Origin of the sequence: Jannaschia sp. M317 (assembly GCF_025141175.1) — a bacterium.
Classification (GTDB): Bacteria; Pseudomonadota; Alphaproteobacteria; order Rhodobacterales; family Rhodobacteraceae; genus Jannaschia.
The window spans coordinates 3,463,854-3,482,330 of sequence record NZ_CP081155.1 but is presented as its reverse complement, the minus strand read 5'-3'; the positions used below and the strand labels follow the sequence as shown (position 1 = coordinate 3,482,330).

At 67.5% G+C, this 18,477-nt stretch carries 17 protein-coding genes; 14 read left to right on the top strand and 3 right to left on the bottom strand.

Annotated features, from left to right (window positions below; genetic code table 11):
• Positions 1 to 75: 75 nt before the first annotated feature.
• Positions 76 to 3,594, bottom strand: coding sequence for a DNA polymerase III subunit alpha (gene dnaE / locus K3551_RS17795; protein WP_259916409.1), 3,519 nt, complete (start codon positions 3,592 to 3,594; stop codon positions 76 to 78).
• A gap of 104 nt (positions 3,595 to 3,698) precedes the next feature.
• Here dnaE and K3551_RS17790 point away from each other — a divergent pair, with 104 nt between their 5' ends.
• The 11 genes from K3551_RS17790 (at position 3,699) to K3551_RS17740 (ending at position 14,706) form a co-directional block, all read left to right on the top strand.
• A complete protein-coding gene (locus K3551_RS17790) occupies positions 3,699 to 4,037 on the top strand; it encodes a helix-turn-helix transcriptional regulator (protein WP_259916408.1) in 339 nt (112 codons plus the stop codon).
• The gene (locus tag K3551_RS17785) at positions 4,034 to 4,480 is read left to right on the top strand and encodes an SRPBCC domain-containing protein (RefSeq protein ID WP_259916406.1); all 447 of its coding nucleotides are present in this window, start codon (positions 4,034 to 4,036) and stop codon (positions 4,478 to 4,480) included. The genes K3551_RS17790 and K3551_RS17785 overlap by 4 nt, the downstream gene beginning before the upstream one ends.
• Positions 4,477 to 4,944 (top strand): SRPBCC domain-containing protein, encoded by a 468-nt coding sequence (locus K3551_RS17780; protein ID WP_259916404.1) that lies wholly within the window; start codon positions 4,477 to 4,479, stop codon positions 4,942 to 4,944. Before K3551_RS17785 ends, K3551_RS17780 begins: the two co-directional genes overlap by 4 nt.
• 115 nt (positions 4,945 to 5,059) lie before the next feature.
• Positions 5,060 to 6,433, top strand: coding sequence for a xanthine dehydrogenase small subunit (xdhA, locus tag K3551_RS17775; protein ID WP_259916402.1), 1,374 nt, complete (start codon positions 5,060 to 5,062; stop codon positions 6,431 to 6,433).
• Positions 6,430 to 8,763, top strand: a complete 2,334-nt coding sequence (gene xdhB, locus K3551_RS17770) for a xanthine dehydrogenase molybdopterin binding subunit (protein ID WP_259916400.1) — start codon at positions 6,430 to 6,432, stop codon at positions 8,761 to 8,763. The genes xdhA and xdhB overlap by 4 nt, the downstream gene beginning before the upstream one ends.
• Complete coding sequence (gene xdhC / locus K3551_RS17765) at positions 8,760 to 9,635, top strand: xanthine dehydrogenase accessory protein XdhC (RefSeq protein WP_259916397.1); 876 nt, start codon at positions 8,760 to 8,762, stop codon at positions 9,633 to 9,635. The genes xdhB and xdhC overlap by 4 nt, the downstream gene beginning before the upstream one ends.
• A complete protein-coding gene (locus tag K3551_RS17760) occupies positions 9,632 to 11,146 on the top strand; it encodes an ABC transporter ATP-binding protein (protein ID WP_259916394.1) in 1,515 nt (504 codons plus the stop codon). Before xdhC ends, K3551_RS17760 begins: the two co-directional genes overlap by 4 nt.
• A gap of 123 nt (positions 11,147 to 11,269) precedes the next feature.
• Positions 11,270 to 12,352 carry an ABC transporter permease gene (locus K3551_RS17755; protein ID WP_259916391.1) on the top strand — a complete coding sequence of 361 codons (1,083 nt, stop codon included), beginning with the start codon at positions 11,270 to 11,272 and terminating at the stop codon, positions 12,350 to 12,352.
• Entirely contained in the window at positions 12,349 to 12,633 is a 285-nt protein-coding gene (locus tag K3551_RS17750) for a hypothetical protein (RefSeq protein WP_259916388.1), read from the top strand. Before K3551_RS17755 ends, K3551_RS17750 begins: the two co-directional genes overlap by 4 nt.
• Entirely contained in the window at positions 12,634 to 13,563 is a 930-nt protein-coding gene (locus tag K3551_RS17745) for an ABC transporter permease (RefSeq protein ID WP_259916385.1), read from the top strand. It begins immediately after the preceding gene.
• A 51-nt stretch (positions 13,564 to 13,614) separates the two neighbouring features.
• Positions 13,615 to 14,706: a BMP family ABC transporter substrate-binding protein gene (locus tag K3551_RS17740; protein WP_259916382.1), complete on the top strand. Its 1,092-nt coding sequence runs from the start codon at positions 13,615 to 13,617 to the stop codon at positions 14,704 to 14,706.
• An 88-nt stretch (positions 14,707 to 14,794) separates the two neighbouring features.
• On the opposite strand, the gene K3551_RS17735 is transcribed toward K3551_RS17740, so the two are convergent.
• Positions 14,795 to 15,274 carry an SRPBCC domain-containing protein gene (locus K3551_RS17735; RefSeq protein ID WP_259916379.1) on the bottom strand — a complete coding sequence of 160 codons (480 nt, stop codon included), beginning with the start codon at positions 15,272 to 15,274 and terminating at the stop codon, positions 14,795 to 14,797.
• A complete protein-coding gene (locus K3551_RS17730; RefSeq protein WP_259916376.1) occupies positions 15,267 to 15,599 on the bottom strand; it encodes a helix-turn-helix transcriptional regulator in 333 nt (110 codons plus the stop codon). Before K3551_RS17730 ends, K3551_RS17735 begins: the two co-directional genes overlap by 8 nt.
• Positions 15,600 to 15,730: 131 nt before the next feature.
• Between K3551_RS17730 and K3551_RS17725 the strand changes: the two genes are divergently transcribed.
• The 3 genes from K3551_RS17725 (at position 15,731) to K3551_RS17715 (ending at position 18,459) form a co-directional block, all read left to right on the top strand.
• Complete coding sequence (locus K3551_RS17725) at positions 15,731 to 16,663, top strand: aldo/keto reductase (RefSeq protein WP_259916372.1); 933 nt, start codon at positions 15,731 to 15,733, stop codon at positions 16,661 to 16,663.
• A 72-nt stretch (positions 16,664 to 16,735) separates the two neighbouring features.
• Positions 16,736 to 17,803, top strand: a complete 1,068-nt coding sequence (locus K3551_RS17720) for an FAD-binding oxidoreductase (protein WP_259916369.1) — start codon at positions 16,736 to 16,738, stop codon at positions 17,801 to 17,803.
• On the top strand, positions 17,800 to 18,459 hold the full coding sequence (locus K3551_RS17715) for a class I SAM-dependent methyltransferase (protein ID WP_259916365.1): 660 nt from the start codon (positions 17,800 to 17,802) through the stop codon (positions 18,457 to 18,459). The genes K3551_RS17720 and K3551_RS17715 overlap by 4 nt, the downstream gene beginning before the upstream one ends.
• The last annotated feature ends 18 nt before the right edge of the window (positions 18,460 to 18,477 follow it).

Sequence of the window (18,477 nt, the reverse complement as noted above, 5' to 3'; positions counted from 1 at the left end):
GCGGGGATCAGGCCATCCAAACCAAAGACTGGCAAGGGCATCGTGGCACAGTCTCCGACGGCAGGTCGCGCCGGGTCACACCTCCTCCACCAGCGCGACGCCCGGCAGGGACCGCAGGGCCCCCTTGATCTGTGGATTGACCGGGTAGTCGCCCGGCAGCTCCAGCTCCACTTCGCCGGGCAGGTCGTCGCCCAGCAGGCACAGACGCACCGGTCCCCGCCCCCGCGTCGTGCTTTCGGAGGAGACGCGGTCCAGCAAGCCGGCCAGCGGGGCCAGGGTCGCGGCCCCTTCGACGAAGATGCGCAGGCCGACCTGGGGCGCGGCCTCCACGGCTTCGTCCATCGGGGTGACGGCACGGGCGAGCAGTTTCAACTGGTCGGCTTCCTGCGTGGCCTCGCATTGCAGGATCACACGGCAACCGGCCTCCAGATGGTGGCGCGATGCGTCGAGCGTGTCGGAAAAGACCATGCATTCGTAGGCCCCCGTCGGGTCCGACGCCTGCACAAAGGCAAACCGGTTGCCGCGCGCCGATTTACGTTCCTGCCGGGCCGATACGATCCCCGCCATCTTGGCCAGCCGCGGTCCCGCGACCGTCATTTCCTGCACCTCGGCCAGGGTCTTGATGTCCTGCCGTTTCAGCGCGGGCATGTAGTCGTCCAGCGGGTGCCCGGACAAGTAAAAGCCGATGGCCTTGAATTCCTCGCCCAGCCGTTCGGCAGGCAGCCAGTCGTCGCGGTGGGGCAGGCGGGGTTCGGGCAGATCCTCGCCTGCCTCGCCAAACAGAGACACCTGGTTCGAGGCCCGCTGTTCATGGATCGCCGCCGAATAGCCGACCAACCCGTCGAGGCAATCCAGCACCCGCGCGCGGTTGCCATCCAATTCGTCAAAGGCCCCGGCGCGCGCCAGCATTTCCAGCGGGCGCTTGCCCACCCGCTTCAGGTCGACCCGGCGCGCGAAGTCATAGAGCGTGGCAAACGGCGTCTCGCCGCGCCCCTCGACCAGCAGGCCCATGGCATCCGCGCCCACGTTTTTCAGCGCGCCCAAGGCATAGACCAGCTTGCCGTCGCGCACCGTGAACCGCGCCTCGGACCGGTTGACGCAGGGCGGCACGATCTCCAGGCCCAGACCGCCGCGTTCGGTCGATTTGCGGACCTCTTCGGCATAGATGGCCAGCTTGTCGGTCAGGTGGATGTCGCTGTTCATGATCCCGGCCATGAACTCGACCGGGTGGTTCGCCTTCAGCCAGGCGGTCTGATAGCTGACGACCGCATAGGCCGCCGCGTGGGACTTGTTGAAGCCGTAGTTGGCGAATTTGTCGAGCAGCGCCCAGACCTCGTCGGCCTTCTTGGCATCGACCCCGTTCTTGGCGGAGCCTTCGAGGAAGATCGGCTTCTGCGCGTCCATCTCGGCCTGGATCTTCTTGCCCATGGCCCGGCGGAGCAGGTCGGCGCCGCCCAGCGAATAGCCCGCCATTTCCTGCGCGATCTGCATCACCTGTTCCTGGTAGACGATGATGCCCTGGGTCTCGTCCAGGATGTGGTCGATGGACGGATGCAGCGTGTCGCGGCTGCTCAACCCGTTCTTGACCTCGCAATACTTCGGAATGTTCTCCATCGGGCCCGGACGATAGAGCGCGACCAGCGCCACGATGTCCTCGATGCAGGTGGGTTTCATCCGCCGCAGCGCGTCCATCATCCCCGTGGATTCCACCTGGAACACCGCGACCGTCCGCGCGGCGGAATAGAGCGCATAGCTCGCCTCGTCGTCCAGCGGGATCAGGTTGATGTCGTTCTCGGTCCCCGGCGCCGGATCATACAGGCGGCGGCCATCGGCGGCCTCATGCAGGTTGCGTCCCTGCGCGCGGATCAGCTCGACGGCGTTCTGCACCTGCGTCAGGGTCTTCAGGCCCAGAAAGTCGAATTTGACCAATCCGGCCTTTTCCACCCACTTCATGTTGAACTGCGTCGCCGGCATGTCCGACCGCGGGTCCTTGTAGAGCGGCACCAACCGGTCCAGCGGCCGGTCCCCGATCACCACGCCCGCCGCGTGGGTGGAGGCGTTGCGCAGCAGCCCTTCCAGCTTTTCGGCATAGTCCAGCAGGCGTTTGACCGGGTTGGTGCGCCCCTCGCGGCGGTCCTGCTCGCTCTCGCGGGCTTCCTCGCGCAGGCGGGGTTCCTCGGCCAGGGCCTTGGTGATGCTGACCGGCTTGACGCCTTCGACCGGGATCATCTTCGACAGGGCGTCGCATTGGCCGTAAGGCATGCCCAGCACGCGGCCCACGTCGCGCACGGCGGCCTTGGACAAAAGCGCGCCGAAGGTGATGATCTGCCCTACCTTGTCGCGGCCGTATTTCTCCTGGACGTAGCGGATGACCTCTTCGCGGCGGTCCATGCAGAAGTCGATGTCGAAGTCGGGCATCGACACCCGTTCGGGGTTCAGGAACCGCTCGAACAGCAGGGCATAGCGCAGCGGGTCCAGATCCGTGATCGTCAGCGCATAGGCCACCAGCGACCCCGCGCCTGACCCCCGGCCCGGTCCGACGGGAATGTCGTGGTCCTTAGCCCATTTGATGAAATCGGCCACGATCAGGAAGTAACCCGGAAAGCCCATGCCCTCGATGATGCCCAGCTCGTATTCCAGCCGCTTCTGATACTCCTCGACCGGGGCGGCGTGGGGAATCACGGCCAGCCGCGCCTCCAGCCCCTCTTGCGACTGACGGCGCAGTTCTTCGATCTCGTTCTCGGCGAATTTCGGCAGGATCGGATCGCGGCCATAGGTCTTGAACGCACAGCGCCGCGCGATTTCCAGCGTGTTTTCCAACGCCTCCGGCAGATCGGCAAACAATGCCGCCATCTCGCGCGCGGATTTGAACCGGTGTTCGGGGGTCACCCGGCGGCGCGGGGCCTGTTGGTCGACATAGGCCCCTTCGGCCACGCACAGCAGGGCGTCATGCGCCTCGTGCATCTTTGCATCCGGGAAATAGACGTCGTTGGTCGCAACCAGCGGCAGGCCCTTGGCATAGGCCGCCTCGACGTGGAATCGCTCCGTCGGTTCCGGCTGGCGATGCCGCTGCAGCTCCACATACAGCCGGTCGCCGTAGATCCCGTGCAACCGGTCCAGCAATGCCTCTGCCTTCGCCTCCTGCCCTGCCGTGACCAGCCGCCCCAGCGGCCCGTCCGGCCCCCCGGTCAGACAGATCAGCCCGGCGGAAAACTCCTCCAGCTCCTCCACCGTGACCTGCGGCAGCATGTCGGGCCGCGACAGGTACAGGCAGGAATTCAGCCGCATCAGGTTCTCGTACCCGCCTTCGTCCTTGGCCAGCAGGACGATGGGGGCGGGGGCACGGGGTTTCTCGCCCGGCTGGGCGGGGTCGTGCATCAGGTCGATCTGGCAGCCCATGATCGGCTGAATGCCACGCCCCGCCAGCCCGGTCGCCGCCTCCAGCGCGGCGAACATGTTGTTGCTGTCGGTGACGGCCACGGCGGGCATGCCCGCGCCCGCGACCAGATCGGGCAGTTTCTTGAGCCGCACCGCCCCCTCCAGCAAAGAGTATTCGGTGTGCAGGCGCAGGTGGATGAATCGGGGATCAGACATGGCCCAGATGTAGCCCGCCCACCGGCGCACCGTAAGGGGCACAACGCTTAGCCAATTGGGAAACTATCCTTGACGTCGCGGCTGTTTGCAGAATACATAGCCACATGGATAACCAATCCCTCGACGCCCTCTTTGCCGCCTTGGCCGACCCGACCCGCCGCGCCATCGTCGCGCGCCTGACGGCGGGCGAGGCCAGTGTGTCGGCCCTGGCCGACCCGCATGACATGGCGCTGCCCAGCTTTCTCAAGCACCTCGCCCGGCTGGAGGCGGCGGGCCTCGTCCGGTCCCGCAAACAGGGACGCATCCGTATCTGCACCCTCCATCCAGAGGCGCTGGCCGAGGCGACAACCTGGATCGACCGACAGCGTGCCAGCTGGGGGGCGCGGCTGGACCGGTTGGAACTGCTGCTCGAAGAGACAGACCCCGAAAGGACAGACAGATGACCGAAACGACGACGCTGACCCTCACCCGCCGGTTCAAGGCCGCGCCGGGCCGGGTCTATGACGCCCTGATCGACCCCCGCGCGCGGGAGGTATGGGGCACCCCCGGGCCCGACATGGTCGTCGAGATCGGCACGGTGCCCCCCGCAGTCGAGGGCGCGCGCGAGACCGCGCTCTGCGGGCCGAAGGGCAATCCCTATGTCACCGTGCAGACCGACTGGCTGGTCCTGGAACCCGCCACGCGCGTGGCCTATGCCGAAACCCTCCAGGCCGAAGGTGCCGCGCTCGCCATCACGTTGGCCAACGCGGACATCGTGGCCGGGGACGACGGGACGCGCCTGGACCTGACGCTGCAGATCCTGGCCTACGCGCCAGAGGTTCTGGGCGAGGTAGAGGGCGGCTGGACCGCCGCGCTGGAGGGGCTCGACGCCTTTCTTGCAACATGACGACGCTCCGCCTTGCCCGCGACCTGCCTGCCGATCCCGCGCGCGTCTGGCGCTGCCTGACCGAGGCGGATCTGTTGAAGCGCTGGTTCGCCCCCGCCCCCTGGACCACGCCCGACGTCCGGATCGACCCGACCCCGGGCGGCATCTTTCAGGTCACGATGCGGTCGCCCGACGGCACCGACATGCCGATGCCACCCGGCTGCATCTTGCTGGCGGATCCCTGCACGCGCCTGGTCTGGACCTCAGCGCTGCAAACCGGCTTCGTCCCCGCGCCGCCCCCCGCCGAGGGGGGCTTTGTCTTCACCGCCGATGTCCGCCTGACACCGCAGGACGGCGGCACCCACTACGAGGTGACCCTGTCCCACGCCCGCGCAGAGGACGCCGAGGCCCATGCCGCCATGGGCTTCGACCAAGGATGGGGCACGGCCGCTGAACAACTGGGCGCTCTGGCAACGGGGCTGTAACGGCGCGCTTGCAAATCTGGCGGGCGCTGGTCCTAATGAGGTCAGCGCCCGCCTCCTCTACGTCGCATCGGGGGGGACATCCGGGCCGGACCGGTAACGCGACGGACCTGACCCCATGGAGATCCCCTTCCGCCTGAATGGCGAAGACGTCACCGCCACGACCGACGACCCCACGACGACCCTGCTGGACTGGCTGCGCGCCCGCGGCCTGACCGGTACGAAGGAGGGGTGCAACGAAGGCGACTGCGGTGCCTGTTCCGTTGTCGTCACCGGCCCCGACGGGGCCCCCCGCGCGCTGAATGCCTGCATCCTGTTCCTGCCACAGCTGGCGGGCCGTGCGGTGCGCACGGTCGAGGGGCTGGCCGCCCCCGACGGCACCCTGCATCCGATCCAGCAGTCGATGATCGACGAACACGGGAGCCAGTGCGGCTTTTGCACGCCGGGCTTTCTGACCACGCTGGCCGCCGCCCACGCCCGTGGCGACAGCGACCACGCCGATCAGATCGCGGGCAACCTGTGCCGCTGCACGGGCTACGCTCCGATCCTGCGCGCCGCCCGCGCGATCGAGACCGCGCCGGTCCCGCCCCAGATGCGCGACCCTGTCACGACGGGGCCCGAGATACGCGCATCCGACGCATTCCACCCACGCGGCGCCGACGACCTGGCAGAGTGGTTCGCCGCCAACCCCAAGGCGACCCTGATCGCCGGAGCCACCGACGTGGGTCTTTGGGTGACCAAGCAATTCCGGGACCTGGGCCCGGTCGCCTTTCTGAACGGTTGCGACGACCTGAAGGGGGTGACGACCACCGAGGACACCATCCGCGTCGGGGCCATGACCGACATGGAAACCCTGCGCCACGCCATCGCCCCGCACCACCCGTCCCTTGCCGAGTTGCTGCGCCGCTACGGATCGGTGCAGGTGCGCAATGCCGCCACGATCGGCGGCAATATCGCCAATGGCTCCCCGATCGGGGACAGCCCGCCGCCCCTGATCGCGCTGGGCGCAACGCTGCATCTGCGCCGTGGCAACGACCGCCGTGCCCTGCCGCTGGAGGATTTCTTCCTCGACTACGGCAAACAGGACCGCGCGCCGGGTGAATTCGTCGAGGCCATCTCGATCCCGCGCCAAGCCGATACCCTGCACTGCCACAAGATCTCCAAGCGCTTCGATCAGGATATCTCCGCGCTTTGCGCCGCGCTGAACCTGCCCGTCGTGGACGGCAAGATCACCGCGCCGCGCATCGCCTTTGGCGGTATGGCGGGCATCCCGAAACGCGCCAGTCAGGCCGAGACGGCGCTCGACGGTCAGCCCGTCACCGAGGCTGCCTTCGCCGCCGCGGCCGAGGCACTGGCCCGGGATTTCACCCCGCTCAGCGACATGCGCGCCAGCGCCGCCTACCGGCTGCAGGCCGCGCGCGGCGTGATCATGGGCACGTTCCACAAGCTGACCTCGCCGGAAGCCCCCGGCCTTCTGGAGGTGCGGGCATGAGCGTCGCGAAACCCCTGCCGCACGAAAGCGCGCGCCTGCATGTCACCGGCGCGGCGCGCTATACCGACGACATCCCGGCCCCGGCAGGATGCTTGCATCTGGCGTTCGGGCTGGCTGAGGTGGCATCTGGCACGCTCGACGCGCTGGACGTCTCGGCGGTGCGGGCGGCCCCCGGCGTGGTGGCGGTGCTGACGCCGGACGACTTTGCGACGATGCCCGACTGCTCGCCGTCGCTGCACGATGAGCCGCTGCTGTGCACCGGCACGATCCATTACGCGGGCCAGCCGCTGTATCTGGTCGTGGCCGACAGCCACCTGGCCGCCCGCCGCGCCGCGCGCCTGCACAGGGCGAAGGTGACCGAGACGCCCGCCCTGCTGACAATCGAGGATGCGCTGGCAGCCGAAAGCTGGTTCGACGACGGCCCCCGGACCTGGACCGACGGCGATGTCGACGCCACCCTTGCCGCGGCCCCGCACCGTCTGGAAGGTCAGTTCGATCTGGGCGGGCAGGAGCATTTCTATCTGGAAGGCCACGCCGCCCTGGCCCTGCCGGGCGAGGGCGGAGAGATGCACATCCTCACCTCCACCCAGCACCCGACCGAGATCCAGCACAAGGTGGCCGATGCGCTGGGCGTACCTATGCACGCGGTGCGATCCGAAGTGCGGCGCATGGGCGGCGGGTTCGGCGGCAAGGAAAGCCAGGGCAACGCGCTGGCCGTGGCCTGTGCCGTGGTCGCCGCGCGCACCGGGCGCGCCACCCGCATGCGGTATGACCGTGACGACGATTTCGTGGTCACCGGCAAACGCCACGATTTCCGCATCGCCTATGACGTCGGCTACAAGGATGACGGACGCCTGGTCGGCGTCCGGTTCCGACACTGGGTGCGCTGTGGCTGGGCGCAGGACCTGTCGCTGCCGGTGGCGGACCGGGCGATGCTGCATGCGGACAACGCCTATGACATCCCCGCGATGGAAATCACGTCCTGGCGGCTGCGGACCAATACCCAATCAGCCACGGCGTTCCGGGGATTTGGCGGGCCGCAGGGGATGATCGGGATCGAACGGATCATGGATCACGTGGCGCACGTGCTTGGCATGGATCCGCTGGCCGTGCGGCGCGTCAATTTCTACGACGACGCGCAGGGCGATGTCGGTGCCTCCGGCGGGAGTATTTCGGCCGAGAAGAAACCAGGACCGGGCCGCAACGGGCGCACCCATTACGGCCAGGCTGTGACGGATTTCTGTCTCAACGGGCTGGTGGGGGAACTGGCGGAGCGGTGTGACTATGCCGGGCGCCGGGCGCGGGTGGCGGCGTGGAACGCGGACAATGGGAGACTAAAGCGCGGGATCGCGCTGACCCCGGTGAAGTTCGGGATCTCTTTCACGCTGACCCATCTGAACCAGGCGGGGGCGCTGGTGCATGTCTATGCCGACGGCTCTGTCCATCTCAACCATGGCGGCACCGAAATGGGGCAGGGCCTGCATTCCAAGGTGGTGCAGATCGCCGCCAGTCGGTTTGGGTGCGACCTGGCGCGGGTGCGGATCACGGCGACGGATACCGCCAAGGTGCCCAACACATCGGCCACGGCGGCGTCATCGGGGGCGGATCTGAACGGCATGGCGGTGCAGGCGGCCTGCGATACGATCCACGACCGGATGGCGGCGTTCCTCGCGGCAGAGCATCAGGTGGCCCCGGCAGAGGTCGTCTTTGCCGGTGACCGGGTCCATGTGGCGGGCGCGGGCTACGGCTTCGAGGAGGTGGCGGCCAAGGCCTACGCCGCCCGCGTCTCGCTGTCCGCGACCGGTTTTTACGCCACACCCGACATTTCCTGGGATCGGGCAGCGGGCTGGGGGCGGCCGTTCTATTACTTCGCCTATGGGGCGGCCTGTTCCGAGGTGGTGATCGACCGGTTGACCGGTGAGAACCGCATTCTGCGCACCGACATCCTGCACGATGCGGGCGCGTCCCTGAACCCCGCGCTGGATATCGGACAGGTCGAGGGCGCCTTCGTCCAGGGGGCCGGCTGGCTGACGACCGAGGAACTGGTCTGGGACGGCAAGGGGCGGCTGCGGACCCACGCGCCTTCGACCTACAAGATCCCCTGCGCCTCAGACGTGCCCGAAGTGTTCAACGTCGCGCTGTGGCAGGGGGCGAACCGGGAAGACACGGTCTATCGCTCCAAGGCGGTGGGCGAGCCGCCGTTCATGCACGGGATCAGCGTCTGGTCGGCCCTGGCCCAGGCGGTCGGGGCCTGCGGCGACGGCTGGCCCGACCTGCAGGCCCCGGCGACGGCCGAACAGGTGTTGAAGGCGGTGCGGGGGCTGGCGTGACGCTGGATGCGCAGGCACTGGCGCGCGCGCTTGCCGGGGGACCGGTCGCGCGTGTCGTGGTGGCCGAGGCACGGGGCTCCGCCCCGCGGGGGGCGGGAACGGAGATGCTGGCGCGCGACGGGATCGTGGCGGGCACGATCGGCGGCGGCGCGCTGGAATGGCGCGCGCTGGATCTGGCGCGCGCGGTCCTGGCCTGCGGCCAGACGCGGGTGGTGCGGATGCCGTTGGGCCCCGCGCTGGGCCAGTGTTGCGGGGGCGCGGTCACCCTGGTGGTGGAACGGATCGCGGCGCTGCCCGCGACCCCCTGGGCGCGCCGGGTCGAGGGCACCGCGCCAGAGCCTGCGGGCCCCTATGGTTTCCGCGATGGCTGGTTGCGCGAAGGGGCGCAGGCCCGCCGTCCTATCTGGATCTGGGGGGCGGGACATGTGGGCCAGGCGCTGGCCGCGGTGCTGGCCCCATTGCCCGACCTGGCCGTCACCGTGATCGACGAACCCGCGCGGATGCCCGACCTGCCGCCGGGCATCACCCCACTCGCCGCCGCCGACATGCCGCGCGCCATGGCGCTGGCTCCGGCAGAGGCGGAGCATTTCATCCTGACCTACAGCCATGAAATCGACCTGGCACTGTGCCACGCCGCGTTGACCCATGGATTTTCCGCCTGCGGCTTGATCGGGTCGCCTACAAAATGGGCACGGTTTCGCACAAGGTTGGCAAGTTTGGGTCATGGCCCCAAGGAAATAGGGCGAATCCGCTGCCCCATCGGTGCCCCCGAATTGGGCAGTCACCCACAGGCCATTGCCGTGGGCGTCGCGGCGGGTCTACTGTCTGCCCAGCTGCCCGCAGAGGCTGCGCAGGAAGGGACGGCCGCTTGACGCCATTGCTGACACTTGACGGGCTGACCAAGGCCTATCCCGGCGTGGTCGCCAACGAGGATGTGTCCTTTGCAATCGCCGAAGGCGGGGTTCATGCCCTGCTGGGCGAAAACGGCGCGGGCAAATCGACCTTGGTCAAGACGATCTACGGCTTGGTAAAGCCCGATCGCGGCACCATGACCCTGTCCGGACAGCCCTACGCCCCGGCAGAGCCGCGCGAGGCGCGGGCCTCGGGCGTGGCGATGGTGTTTCAGCACTTTTCGCTGTTCGAGGCCCTGTCGGTGGCCGAAAACGTAGCCTTGGGGATGGAAAATCCGCCCCCGATGCGCGACCTGGCTGCCCGGATCCGCGACGTGTCCGAGGCGTATGGCCTGCCGCTGGATCCCGGACGCCGCGTCGGTGACCTGTCGGCGGGCGAACGCCAGCGGGTGGAAATCGTGCGCTGCCTGCTGCAGGATCCGCGCCTGTTGATCATGGACGAGCCGACCTCCGTGCTGACCCCGCAGGAGGTGGAGATCCTCTTTGCAACCCTGCGCAAACTGTCGGCCGAGGGGACGGCGATCCTCTATATTTCTCACAAGCTGGAAGAGATCCGCGCGCTTTGCGATGCGGCGACGATCCTGCGCGGTGGCAAGGTCGTGGGCGAATGCGACCCGCGCCAGACCTCGGCCGCGGAACTGGCCGAACGTATGGTCGGCACCAAGCTGACCGCGCCCAAGGGGCGGGGCCGGGCCACGGGTGAGGTGCTGCTTTCGGTCAAATCGCTGTCGTTGCCCCCGCTGAGCCAGTTCGGCACGCCCCTGCGCGATGTCTCGTTGGATCTACGTGCCGGCGAGGTGCTGGGCATCGGTGGCGTCGCGGGCAACGGTCAGGACGAATTGCTGGCGGCTTTGTCCGGTGAGCGGCTGTCGGCCTCTGGCTGCGTCACGTTGGAGGGCGCGGACCTGTCGCGCGCAGGCCCAACGGCGCGCCGCGCCGCCGGATTGCTGACCGGCCCCGAGGAACGGCTGGGCCACGCCGCCGCGCCTGACATGTCCCTGACCGAAAACGCGGCCCTGACCGGGGCGGCGCGCAAGGGCATGCTGACCCGTGGTTTTCTGGACTGGGGGCGGGCCAAGGGGTTCGCCGAAGAGGTGATCGCCGCCTTCGACGTGCGCACCCCCGGCCCGGGCGTGGCCGCGCGCAGCCTGTCGGGCGGCAACCTGCAGAAATTCGTCATCGGGCGCGAGGTCCTGCAGGATCCGCGCGTTCTGGTGGTCAACCAACCGACCTGGGGGGTCGACGCCTCGGCGGCGGCGGCGATCCGGCAGGCCCTGCTGGATCTCGTGGCCGAGGGGGCGGGCGTGATCGTGATCTCGCAGGATCTTGATGAGCTGCTGGAGGTATCCGACCGATTTGCCGCGTTGAACGAAGGGCGGCTTGGGTCTTCGGTGCCGACGGCGGACCTGACGATCGAACGGATCGGTCTGATGCTGGGCGGGGCCCACGATCTGGAGGTCGCCCATGGGTAGCCAAAGTTTGATATCAAACTTTGAGCAAATCCTTTGGAAAGGATTTGCGCTCCGCCCGGGGCGGGTCGGGCAGGGGGCTCGGCCCCCGGAGTATTCTCGCCGAGCAGAAACAGGAGGCCGCGCATGATCCGGCTGGAACGGCGACCGACGCCGTCGCGCGCCTGGCAGGCGGCCTCGCCTTTGGTCGCGGTCGTGCTGACGATGTTCGCGGGCGGTTTGATGTTCGCCTTTCTGGGCAAGAACCCGTTCGAGGCGATCCGCACGATTTTCTGGGATCCGGTCTTTGGCGAATTTGCCTGGTATTTCCGGGGTCAGCTGCTGGTGAAGGCCGGGCCGCTGATCTTGATCGCGGTCGGGTTGGCCATGGGGTTCCGGGCAGGCATCTGGAACATCGGGGCCGAGGGACAATACATCGTCGGTGCGATCTGCGGGGCGGCGGCGGGCCTGGCCTTCTATCCCTCCGAGTCGGTGCTGATCTTTCCGCTGATGGTGGCTGCGGGGGCGCTGGGCGGGTTCGCCTGGGCGATGATCCCGGCCTTTCTGCGTATCCGGTTCGGCACCAACGAAATCCTTGTCTCGCTGATGCTGGTCTATGTGGCCGAGAACCTGCTGGCCTCGGCAGCCGTGTCCTGGCTGCGCAACCCGGAGGCGGTGGGCTTTCCGGGGTCGCGCAACCTGAGCCGGTGGGACGCGTCGGCCAACCCGGAACTGATCGCGGGCACCGGGATTCATTGGGGCGTGGTGCTGGCGGTGATTGCGGTCATCTTTGCGCAGATCCTGTTGGCGCGGCATCTCATGGGGTTTCAGATCCGCCTGACCGGCGCGGCCCCGCGGGCGGCGGCCTTTGCGGGCGTGCGGCCTGCGCGACTGGTGGTGTTCTGTCTGGGCTTTGCCGGTGTGCTGGCCGGTCTGGCGGGCCTGTTCGAGGTGACGGGACCGGCGGGCCAGATCTCCATCGATTTCGCCAGCGGCTATGGGTTCACCGCGATCATCGTGGCGTTCCTCGGGCGATTGAACCCGGTGGGCATCCTGCTGGCGGGCCTGCTGATGGCGCTGACCTACGTGGGGGGCGACAATGCGTCGACGGACCTCGGCCTGCCCGCCTCGGCGATCAGCGCGTTTCAGGGCATGCTTCTGTTCTTCCTGCTGGCGCTAGATGTGTTTTCGAACTTCCGCTTGCGCATCGGACAGGGGGGGGCGGCATGACCCATGCACATATGGCGCCGCTGATGGGCCTCGGGATGGGGGCGATGGTGCCCCTGATGGTCCATGGTCCCTGGGCGGGGGCCGGTCTGGCCTTCGTCCTGGCCCATATCGGGGCGCTTCTGGGCCTTGCGGCCGCGGCGCTGTTGCTGCCCGGTTTGCGCGCGCGCCTCGCCCGGCACCGGCCCCTCACCGCGATGCCGCGCCCCATGGCGGTGGCTGCGGTCACGGGCTTTGCGCTGATCTGCACCCATTGCCTTGTCACCCTGCACGGGACTCTCTGAATGGATCTTTCCGCCATCTCCCCCACCCTGCTGATCGCGTCCCTGATGGTGGCGGCCACGCCGATCCTGCTGGCCGCCTTGGGCGAGATGGTGGTGGAAAAGGCGGGCGTGCTGAACCTGGGCGTCGAGGGCATGATGATCATGGGCGCCGTCACCGGTTTCATCGCCGCCATCGAGACCGGCTCCGTCACTGCGGGGTTCGTGGCCGCGATGGTGGGCGGCGCGGTCATGGCGCTTCTGTTCGGGTTCCTGACCCAGGTTCTGCTGTCGAACCAGGTGGCCACAGGCCTTGCGCTGACGCTGTTCGGACTGGGCCTGTCGTCTCTGCTGGGTCAGGGTTACGTGGGCATCAAGGTCGACAGCCTGTCGCGGATCGACCTGGGGCCGCTGTCGGACATCCCCTTCTTCGGGCGCGTGGTCTTTGGGCATGACCCCATCGTCTATGTTTCGGTCGCTCTGACCGTCGCGGTCTGGGCGTTTCTGAAGTTCACGCGCGGGGGCCTGATCCTGCGGGCGGTGGGCGAAAGCCATGAGGCCGCCCACGCGCTGGGCTATCACGTGCGCCGGGTGCGCCTGTTGGCGATTGCCTTTGGCGGGGCCTGCGCGGGTCTGGGCGGGGCCTACCTGACGCTGGTGCGGGTGCCGCAATGGACCGAGGGCATGACCGCGGGCGCGGGCTGGATCGCGCTGGCGCTTGTGGTCTTCGCCTCCTGGAAGGCGGGGCGCGTTCTGATCGGTGCCTATCTTTTCGGCGGCATCACGGTGTTGCAGCTGAACCTGCAGACGGCGGGGGCCAAGGTCCCGGTAGAGCTGCTGTCGGCGGCCCCCTACCTTGTCACCATCCTCGTGCTCGTGCTTATTTCCCGTCGTGCCGGACGCGGCGGGGATGCGCCCGCCAGCCTTGGCAAACCATTCCATGCCTCCACCTGAGAGAGGCTTCCAACCACGCCCGCACGGGCATCCAACAACCTGGGAGATATCATGAAACTCAAGGCACTACTTGCCGGCGCCATCGCGCTGGGCCTGACCGGCGCGGCCTTCGCCGATGGCCACGAGAAGACCAAGGTCGGATTCGTCTACGTCGGCCCCATCGGTGACGGCGGCTGGACCTATCAGCACGACCAGGGCCGTCTTGCCGTAGAGGAAGCTTACGGCGACAAGGTCGAGACCGTCTATCAGGAGAACGTCCCCGAAGGCGCCGATGCCGAGCGGGTGATCACCCAGATGGCGCTGGGCGGGGCCGACATCATCTTCACCACCTCCTTTGGCTACATGGACCCGACCAACAACGTCGCGGCCAAGTTCCCGGACGTGAAGTTCGAGCACGCCACCGGCTTCAAGCGCGAACATCCGAACGTCTCCACCTATGACGCGCGCTTCTACGAAGGCCGCGCTGTGACTGGCACCATCGCCGGCCACATGACCGAGACCAACAAGATCGGCTATATCGCGTCCTTCCCGATCCCCGAGGTCATTCAGGGCATCAATTCGTCGTTCCTGCACGCCAGAAAGGTGAACCCCGACGTCGAGATGGTCGTGACCTGGGCCTACACCTGGTTCGACCCCGCCAAAGAGGCCGACGCCGCCCGCGCCATGATCGACCAGGGCGTCGACGTGATCCTGCAGCACACCGATTCGACCGCACCGTCTGCCGCCGCGCAGGAGGCCAACGAAAACGGCGGCCGCGTGTTCACCTTCGGTCAGGCGTCGGACATGTATGCCTTTGCGCCCAACCCGCGCATCGCCTCGATCATCGACGATTGGGCCCCCTACTACGTCAAGCGCGTGGGCGAGTTGATGGACGGCACCTATGAGCAGACCGTCAGCTGGGGCGGCATGCCCGAGGGCGAGGTCGTCATCGGCGAAATCACCGCCGAAGTCCCCGCCGAGGTAAAAGCCGAAGCCGAAGCCATGATCGCCGCGATCACCGACGGTAGCTACCACCCGTTCACCGGCCCGATCAACAAGCAGGACGGCACGCCCTGGCTGGCCGACGGCGAAGTCGCCGACGACGGCACCCTGCTGGGCATGAACTTCTACGTCGAAGGTCTGACCGGCGATATCCCGAACTGATCGGGACCGGCAAACAGGGCGGGGTATACCCCGCCCCACATTACAAGACACACCCGACATCTCCTTGGTGCCGGGTGTTTTCTTTGCTTCAGCTCGCCAGCACCGTGTCCAGCTTATCGAAGGCCTGCGCCCAGCCGCCCGCCCCGGCGGAGCCTTCGGGGACCCCCACATGCACCATCGTCATGCGCGTGCCGTCTGCCGTCTCCGACAGCTCCACGATCACCTCGGTTACATCCGGTGTGCCCTCGGGCATGCCCATTGATGCGGGAGAAATCAGCGTCCCGTCTTCGGTGCACATGCTTTCGGTGTAGACCAACCGTTCGGGTGCCCGGATTTCCTTGAAGACGCCGGTGAACCACATGGTCATGTCCCGGTCCGGTGCGTCCATTGTCATGCAAATCCGCCGGAGGCCGCCCACCCGCAGGTCCATCTCCGCCACCGGAACTGACATGCCACGGGGCCCGTACCACTGGGCAAAGGCCGCCGGGTCCGTCCACATCTTCCAGATCGCCGCGCGCGGGGCAGCAAAGTTGCGGATGATTCGCACCCAGGTCTGTTCGTCAGTCATCGTCGCTCTCCTGTTCAGCGGCCAGCAGATTGGCCATCGTGTCGAACCGCAGCTCCCAGATCGGGCGGTAGCCCTCCGCCCAGGCGGCGACCCGGGCCAATGCATCCGGGTTGATCCGGCAGGGCCGCGTCTGTGCCTTGCGCCCCCGTGTGATCAGCCCCGCGTCCTCCAGAACCCGAAGGTGCCGGGACACGGCGGGCAAGCTCATCTCGAACGGCTCGGCGAGCTCGTTGACGGTCGCCTCACCCGTGCAGAGGCGATCAAGGATGGCCCGTCGGGTCGGATGGGCGAGGGCGGCGAAAGCAAGGTCGAGCGGGTCGGTCATGGCACTTGTTATAAACCGATTTGTTAAATAATGGAATCGTTAAATAATGCCAGTCTCCGGCATGGGTATTTTCCCCCAAAACGTGAAAATCCCCGCTGTCGTTTCCCCCAAAATGGGGCAAACTCCGCGCCATGACCAAAATCACCGCGCCCGATGGCACCCCGCTCTCGCCCCTCTGTTTCGGAGCCATGCAATTCGGCGGAACCGCCGACGAAGCTGCCTCACAGGGGATGTATGATGCCTGCCGCGCAGCAGGCGTGACCTTCTTCGACACGGCCCACGTCTATACCGGCGGCACCTCCGAGACCTTCCTCGGGCGCTTTGTCCGCGACGAACGTGACAGCCTGATCATTGCCACCAAGGCCAGCTACACGGGCGGGGCCGGTCGCGATAACATCCTGACAAGTCTGGATGAAAGCCGGTCGCGCATGGGGCTGGACACGGTCGATGTCCTTTACATGCACCGCTGGGACGGGGGCACGCCGCTGGAAGAAACCTTCGGAACCCTGGCCGGTCTCAAGGACCGGGGCACCATCCGTCACATCGCGGTGTCCAACTACGCCGCCTGGCAGGTGATGAAGGCCCAGGCCGTCGCCGCGACCTTCGATCTGCGGATCGAAATGATGCAGCCGATGTATTCCTTGGTCAAACGTCAGGCCGAGGTCGAAATCTTCCCGATGGCGCAGGATCAAGATATTGATATCGTGCCATATTCCCCACTAGGTGGCGGTCTTCTGACTGGCAAGTACGCCTCCGGAGATACCGGCCGGCTCAGCACTGACGACCGCTACGCCGCGCGTTACGGGCAAGACTGGATGCACCGGGCCGCCGTCGATCTGTCCGCCCTCGCATCCGAGGCCGGGATGCATCCCGCGACGCTCGCCGTGGCCTGGGCCATGCGTCATCCCGCCGTGACCGCGCCCATTATCTCGGCCCGGTCCGCCGCGCAACTGGCCCCATCCCTTGCGGCGCTGTCGGTCACCCTGGACGATGATCTCTATGCCCGTACAACCGCGCTGTCGCCCACGCCGCCCCCCGCCACGGACCGCCTCGAAGAGGCGTGACACGATCTGGAAACCCACCATTTCCGGCCCGGAGCTTGGAGCGTCAGGGCCATGCATGTATGACTCGCCGGCATGGATAACGATTTCTTAATCGTCGGTGGCGGCGTTGCCGGGGTGACCGTTGGTGCCGCTTTGTCACGCATCGGACGGGTCGTCTTGTGGGAGGCGGAGTCGCAGTTCGGGACGCAAGCCTCGGGCCGCTCTGCTGCCATGTTCGAGGAAAGCTATGGCCTGCCAACGACCATCGCGCTCAACCGCGCCTCGCACGCGGCCCATGCGGCCTGTGGGGATCTGTCGCCACGCGGTCTGATGCTGTTGGCCCAAGCCGGGCAGGAAACGGCGTTTCAGAACGATATCAAAGCGATGGGTATGGAGGAGATCGGTACCGACCAGGCGCGCGCCCTTGTTCCGATCCTGTCGGGCACCGTGGCGCGCGCGGCCTATGATGTCGAAGCCTTCGATCTGGACACCGACGCGCTGCAACAGCGCGCCTTGCGCCAGATTCGCGCATCTGGCGGCGCGGCGGAAACCAACCGCCCGGTCACCGCTATTACCCGCGACGGCGCGGGCTGGCGTGTGACCTCGCAGGGGCATTCAACGACGACGCGCATGGTGTTCAACGCGGCCGGGGCCTGGGCCGACGGGGTGGCCGGGCTGGCGGGTGTGCGGCCCCTGGGCCTGGTGCCGCGTCGCCGCTCTGTCGCGCGGATCGCGGCACCGGGGGGGCACGATGTGGCCCCTTGGCCCATGATGCTGGGCGCAGGCGAAAGCTGGTACGCCAAACCCGACGCAGGCGCGTTGATCGTTTCCCCCGCGGATGAGACGCCGTCGGCCCCGATGGACGCCTGGTCCGAGGATATGGACCTGGCCGAGGGATTGGACCGCTATGCGCAGGCCGTGACCGAGCCGGTCACCCGCCCGATTGCCAGCTGGGCCGGCCTGCGGACGTTCACCCCGGACCGATCCCTCGCGCTTGGCCCGTCCGGGACCGAGGGGTTCTGGTGGGTTGCGGGGCAGGGCGGCTACGGCTTTCAGACGGCACCGGCGGCCTCGACTCTGGTGGCCGATCTGGTGGCTGGCCGGACCCCGGCCTTGGACGCGAGCGTGGTGGCCGCGCTGGACCCGAGGCGCTTCGCATGATGCGGCGTCCGCGCCTGTTGGGGATGGATCCACCGGTCGAGGCCGACGGCCTGATGACCGCGCCCGCGGCGGCGCGCAACCAAGCGCCGATTCTGGACGTGCTGTTGCCGCGCCTGCCACGCAAGGGCGCGGTGCTGGAACTGGCCTCGGGCACGGGGCAGCATATCGCGGCGCTGGCCGCGCACCGTCCGGATTTGACCTTTCACCCGACAGAACCCGACAGTGCGCGGCGTGTCGCGATCGACGCACGCTGCGCAGGGTTGCAGAATGTCGCGCCCGCGGGCGACCTGGATGCCTGCGTTCCGGGGTGGGCCGTCACCCAGGCGTCCGACGCCATCGTCGTGGTGAACTTGCTGCATCTGATCTCGGATGCAGAGATGGCCGTGCTGTTGGATGAGGCGGCCAAGGCGCTGACGCCGGGCGGGATTCTTGCGATTTACGGACCGTTTCTGCGCGACGGCCAGGCGAGCAGCGAGGGCGATGCGCAATTTGACGCGGCTTTGCGGGCCAAGGACGCAGAGGTAGGTTTGAAAGACATCGCGGTGCTGCAGACCGTGCTGGGCGTCCTGGATTTCACGCAAGAGGTGGTCGAGATGCCCGCGAACAACGTGATGCTTCTGGCGCGCAAGGCACCGGACGGGCGCGCGCCGCTTTAGCGCGCGCAAATCCCCGGC